Consider the following 732-nt stretch of genomic DNA (forward strand, 5'->3'; position numbering starts at 1 on the left):
GAGCCGGAGCAGCCGAACACGCCCATGCGCATGCCCTGCGCCGCGGCGGAGCCTAGGCCGTAGTCGGCGCCGGCCCCGTCGTTGGTGATGTTCAGCGAGACGCTGTTGCACACGGCCGCAACCGCCGCACCGTCGACGAACACCTCCTTGATGCCGCCGATCGGATCGAACACGCGGCCGGTGGTCGGCGCGGTGTATGTGCCGCCGGTGGACAGGCTGGTGGTGGCCTGCAGTTCCTGCTTCGACATCACGGTGACCGAGCCGGACAGGAACTGCCCGCGCTGCACCGAGATGCTGCCGCCGGTGATCTGCGAGCCCGGGTACTGCATGAAGAGCGCGGGGCTGAAGCTCTTCTCCAGCGTGAAGCTCTTGAACACCGAGCCGTTGGTCAGCGAGGCGGCACCGCTGGCGGCGCTCCACTCGCCGCTCAGCAGGCCCGACAGCAGATCGTCGAAGGTGCCGTAGCTCAGCCCGAAGCTGATGTCGCCACCGGCGCTCTCCTCGGTGGTGACCGCGGTGGAAACGGCGCGGGTCGAGTTGATCTCGCTCGGGCGCGAGCGGGTCTTCTGGCCGCGCAGGCTCTCGCCGGTGAAGCGGATCTGCTGCAGCTTCGCCGCCGGGGTGACGCCCCAGGCGGCCTCCTGCACGTAGGCGAGCCGGGCGAAGGTGGCTTCCTGGCCGGCCTGATAGCTGGTGGTGCCCGTCATGGGCCTGTCCTCCGGAAAATGGTGT

Annotated in this window: 1 protein-coding gene; it reads right to left on the reverse strand. The window is 69.1% G+C overall.

Translation table 11 applies throughout. The annotated features are described in order from the left end of the window. On the reverse strand, window positions 1-707 hold a 707-nt coding region (locus tag ACFFGY_RS22395), incomplete at its 3' end, for a phage tail tube protein (RefSeq protein ID WP_377046761.1). Window positions 708-732: the final 25 nt, after the last annotated feature.

The sequence above is a fragment of the Roseomonas elaeocarpi genome, assembly GCF_042433915.1.
Lineage (GTDB): Bacteria > Pseudomonadota > Alphaproteobacteria > Acetobacterales > Acetobacteraceae > Roseomonas > Roseomonas elaeocarpi.